Here is a 4538-nt window from a genome sequence, read left to right on the forward strand (position 1 = left end):
GACTTCGGCTCTATTTTACCATATGTCATATTGCCTGCGGACGAAGTGCATACCTTGGTATTGTTCATAGCCCAGCGGAAAAGGGGATTGTCTCCGACTGCAAGCTTATGATTCACCAGCTGACTTGTGATTACAGGCATTATCATCATTTCATTTGACGGACGGACAAGCATGATATTTCCGTAGCCTTTTTCGTCAGAAGCGTAGAGATTCTCTTTAAGCGCCCTCCTAAGTAGTGTATAGCGGTAGTTATCTATGCCGGTCATTGCTACATTGGCATTCAGCTCCGCCGCTTTCTGAGCCACCCATATAACGGGTATCTCAGGCGGTATCTCTGGACCGTCAACGAATGACAGTAGCCCCGCCGCTTCCCATTCTTGCAGTGGAGCCTTGATTCTTGATAGATCTGCAGAAGCCTTGCACACCCAGGTGTGCGTTATCCATACGTCAGTTCCGTCTACGTCGAAGAGCAAGCCTGCTGAAAGGAAGTCATCGGTCTTCATATAGTCAAAGCCTGCTGTGCATTGTCTGCCTTGAAGCTTTGACAAATATGGCGTGATATCCTGATTAGTTGCCAGGATATTATCAAATGCGGTTATACCGCCCTCTGTCTGCTGTGGCAGGCAGTTCATGCGTTTAACTGCAAAACTGATATTGCTGATTTTATCGTCCAGATAGTTTTGAAATTCCGTCTTCATCTCTTGGAGAAGATCAGGAAGGTACTGCAGTGACGGGTTAGCTTTATACCACATATCAGGCATTTCAACTTCTTCTGGCTTATCTACTCTTGTAATGAATGGTAGCATGCCGTTATCATCTATTTCACCGTTAAGAATTCTAATCCCTTTGGCCTTATCTTTGTCAAGTGGACCTTCACGGACGAATCCGTCGGTGCTTATGATCGTGCGGCGTGGGCGTGGCTTTTTTCCAAGGCCGCCAACAGCAACATCTATGAGCTTACTGTTCTCATATGCGTGCTCCTCATCATGGTCTACCTTGCCCGGTCTTGCACCGTCGGCAGATTTCGGGCTTGATGTTCTGTATCGCAAGACGGATTTTGTTTTCAGATTTATGATTTTTTCTGTGTTCCAGTAAAAAAATCTCTGCATCTTGTCACGGTTGTCTTCAAGTACGTTGTACACATCATTGAACGTGGTCTTAGCCTGATCTTCTGTCGTGGCAAAAATATCGATGTTGTAATGCTTGATGCCATTTGTCGGTGTTAGCAAACAGAAATCTTCAAAGCCTAAGTAGCCGTTTTTTCCTGCTCCTCGACCGACGTAGAGAAACAGTACAGGCCATCGCAAAGAGTCATTGGACTTATAGGTGCAGTTGTGAAGGGTGAACACGAATCGTTCCCATGGAAAAAGCTTGAACGGAAAATATTTTTCGTAGCTGAAATATTTTTCTGCCTGAGCAACATCGATGTAGATATCTTCTGACAAGAACATGCGCTTGACGTAGTCAATAAGCTGATACTGCTCAGCACAATACGGATACTTATGCTCCTCGACTAGGCTGATATAGTCTGCAAGATACGAGAGGTCAAGAGCTTCTTGCCCCTTACAGCTCTTCGTCATCGTCAAGGTTCTTGACCTTGTCAGTTGACAAACCCAAGTCTTTCAGAATTTGAAGTTTCTGCTTATTGTACATATACGCCTGCTTTACGGAGGGATTGTCTTTTTCATACTCTTTTCCTACCGCAGAAACCGCCATATAGGTCAGTCCTCTCTTGCGAATATCAGCCTGCATTTTTCGTTCCTGCTTCTCGTAGAACATATAATCTGCGACAAGCGACTTGTAGAAATCGACAGAAGCTCCCATCTGGACAAGCTGTTCTGTCAACGAATTTTCAATCTCTGATAGACTAGGTTTTTTCACTTTTGCCAACTCCTTACATTTGATTTTTTTGAAAAAATTCTCTCACGTGCGTGCGAGGGCGGATTTGTCTTTTGTGCCTCCCGTCGTACAAGGCCGAAAAAATTTTTCGACCCTTGACCCCGGGGGGTATCGCCGCAAGGCGCTCACCACCGCTCCTCATTGACGAACTTATCTGCACGTTCTTGCCAGCGCCGTTCTGGGTGCTGTGCTTCGTGGCAGTCGTGACACAATGCAAGCAGCTGCCTGTGCCGTTCGCCATTATCGTCATAGTAATACCGACTGTATGCAAGCTGCGGAAATTGCTTAAGATGCTTGACGTGATGAAGAATATTTGCTCTCGTCACCTTGCCTTTGCACTTGCATATCTGGCACTCATAGTGTTGCTCTGCGATAACGCTCTTACTGAACTTTCTCCAGTAGCGGTCGTTGTAGAACTTGTCAACTCGTCCGTCCTTGATTAGCTCTCTGATCTGACTCGTACTATACACGTTATCACCTCGCATATATAGCACAAGGACCACGTCATACAACGTGGCCCTTGCACCGACATAAACCTATGGAAAAACTATAACAACAACCCCGCATTATCATCATAGCACGCAGAGTGTGTTCGTGCGTGTTACAGCGTGTTTTTCTTACAGAACTTGCAATGCCTGCCCTTGCAGTAATCTTCTGAAGCATTGGCTTGCCTGGCTATCCACGCCCATGACGGCGGCTGCCAAGCTCCGTCCTTGCGTGGGACAAGATAACGCAGGCGAAAAATAATCCTGATGAATGCGTCATCAATGCCTGACACATATGCTTCAATCTCTGCTATCTCTGCTTTCAGGCTGCGATAATCGTCACTATCTTCACTTACCCACTTCAGCTCAGCCTTAAGTTGTCGATATGACAACAATCGCTTCTTAGTCATGATAATTCTCCTTGGACTTCTTAATGCTTTTCTGATCGAACGTCAATGTCAATTCTATCATATCACCCATTGCAATCATTTCATCGGCGTTGTCAATAAATGCTTGTAAAAGCATAGGTAGTTTCTTTGAATTATAAAGCTTGTAGTGCTTCATCACGTGCGAATGGCTATCGACATAGTTCTTCACGTCGATTAATGCTTTGATACATCCCTGTCTGTATGAGTCCATTAATTCTTCTCCTTTCCCTGCCTTGCAGATAATTCTCTTGATATTTTCGTCAAGATATCTTTCAACACAACACCATTTTTTTGAAGCGCATGGGCATGACGTGTCAGGTTATCGTCGATATATGCAACGTATAACTTACCACATTGAGGGCAGTTATAGCACCATACGTCCCCCTCTATGCTTTGAAATCTCTCTTTGCGAACGCAGACTGTGAATGCCTTATGGCAATCATCACATATCACGCTAAGCTCAGCTCCCTTAAGACTCATCATCTCACCCCCCTATATGTTCAGCTTCGCTGTTCGGCGGTACATGAATAGCGATATGTAGAACGTGCCGTTATCCTCGTTCCAGAATGGTCGGCAATCAGCATAGTAATAGTCTTGATACATATTCTCGAACAGCGCCGGGTTATCACAGTTATATGCCATGCTCTGCACCGTACGTTTCGTCAGACGATAATCGTTATTCTGCGGTTGCGGTTTAATGCAATTAGTTGACGCAACATAACGCTTAGCGTGCTTGCCGTTGTTATGTTCTGAAATCTTCTGCTTGCAGAAATACTTTGCAATTCCTGCACAGCCTGTCTGGTCAAACATCAATGGCAGGACCTTGTCAACATAGCCCTTGCCCCATATGGATGCTATCTCGTTGATAGTCAGACCACCTGTCATGATAACATGAAAGTGGATACGTCCAGACTTTGAGCCCTGCTCAATGGAATAAATATACTTCATTCTCGGTAAGCTTCTCTTGACTCTTGCTCTATTCACACGTTTGACAAAGTTAGCAAAGTCTTTCTTGGCACGCTCAAGGTCAGCAGGATTATTCTGCGGTGCATAGGTCAGTTCGAACTTATAGTCTTTGTCAGTGAAATTTGCAGGGATAAGTCTTGCCAGAGCTCTTTCAGCATTGATCTGATTCAATCTCTCCTGCACCTTGCTTGTCGGCTTTCTTTTTTTCTTTCGACTAGAAGAACGTGGGCAGGCATAGACAGGATACATATTCACTTCCATATAGTTTCCATAAATATACTTTTGTTCTCTGTATCTCATAAGGCTCATTGTCATTTCCTCCCACTGTCCGAGTTATTAAGACCCATTACAAGCCCTCATACCCGTGCTTACACACGGGCTGAACACTTGTTCTATACCATATATAATATATAGGGCTTCACTCTGTCATTGCCAATTGCTCATAATTTCTGCTCTTGTCTTTTTCTTCGCACTCCCTGTTGAATACTTCTTGTAACATATCGTGCATGGAATTAATGTCATTAAGAAGTTCTTGCGTTACAACACCATGAGTTTCACACAGCACACCAAGTGTAAGCAAGCCTGCTTTAACGATTATCATATCATCAATGGCATAGTATGTAAGTATTTCATAATCATCTATGACCTCAAGAAATGCTTTCGGACATATGTGCACCTTTTCTGTACCTGCGAATATCTGATATTCGTTAGGTCCGGCAACGAATGTCGAACGACGAACTATGATCTTGTCTGTTGTGCA

General features: G+C 44.3%; 8 protein-coding genes. All 8 read right to left on the reverse strand.

Going from position 1 to position 4538, the window contains the following annotated elements; all coding sequences use genetic code 11:
• Nucleotides 1–1580, reverse strand: a 1580-nt coding sequence (locus QVO88_RS07985) for a terminase TerL endonuclease subunit (RefSeq protein WP_288177894.1), incomplete at its 3' end; no start/stop codon positions are given.
• Complete coding sequence (locus tag QVO88_RS07990; protein ID WP_022287974.1) at nucleotides 1564–1881, reverse strand: P27 family phage terminase small subunit; 318 nt, start codon at nucleotides 1879–1881, stop codon at nucleotides 1564–1566. The genes QVO88_RS07990 and QVO88_RS07985, both read right to left, overlap by 17 nt.
• Nucleotides 1882–2024: 143 nt before the next feature.
• Nucleotides 2025–2369 (reverse strand): hypothetical protein, encoded by a 345-nt coding sequence (locus tag QVO88_RS07995; RefSeq protein WP_022287975.1) that lies wholly within the window; start codon nucleotides 2367–2369, stop codon nucleotides 2025–2027.
• Between the two features lie 131 nt (nucleotides 2370–2500).
• Complete coding sequence (locus QVO88_RS08000) at nucleotides 2501–2794, reverse strand: hypothetical protein (RefSeq protein ID WP_022287976.1); 294 nt, start codon at nucleotides 2792–2794, stop codon at nucleotides 2501–2503.
• Nucleotides 2787–3023 carry a hypothetical protein gene (locus QVO88_RS08005; RefSeq protein WP_022287977.1) on the reverse strand — a complete coding sequence of 79 codons (237 nt, stop codon included), beginning with the start codon at nucleotides 3021–3023 and terminating at the stop codon, nucleotides 2787–2789. Before QVO88_RS08005 ends, QVO88_RS08000 begins: the two co-directional genes overlap by 8 nt.
• Entirely contained in the window at nucleotides 3023–3292 is a 270-nt protein-coding gene (locus tag QVO88_RS08010) for a hypothetical protein (protein ID WP_288177896.1), read from the reverse strand. The genes QVO88_RS08005 and QVO88_RS08010 overlap by 1 nt, the downstream gene beginning before the upstream one ends.
• Nucleotides 3293–3304: 12 nt before the next feature.
• A complete protein-coding gene (locus QVO88_RS08015) occupies nucleotides 3305–4087 on the reverse strand; it encodes a hypothetical protein (RefSeq protein ID WP_022287979.1) in 783 nt (260 codons plus the stop codon).
• Nucleotides 4088–4196: 109 nt separating this feature from the next.
• On the reverse strand, nucleotides 4197–4538 hold a 342-nt coding region (locus tag QVO88_RS08020; protein ID WP_288177897.1), incomplete at its 5' end, for a hypothetical protein.

The sequence above is a fragment of the Ruminococcus sp. CAG:57 genome (assembly GCF_000435935.1).
Taxonomy (GTDB): Bacteria; Bacillota; Clostridia; order Oscillospirales; family Ruminococcaceae; genus Hominimerdicola; species Hominimerdicola aceti.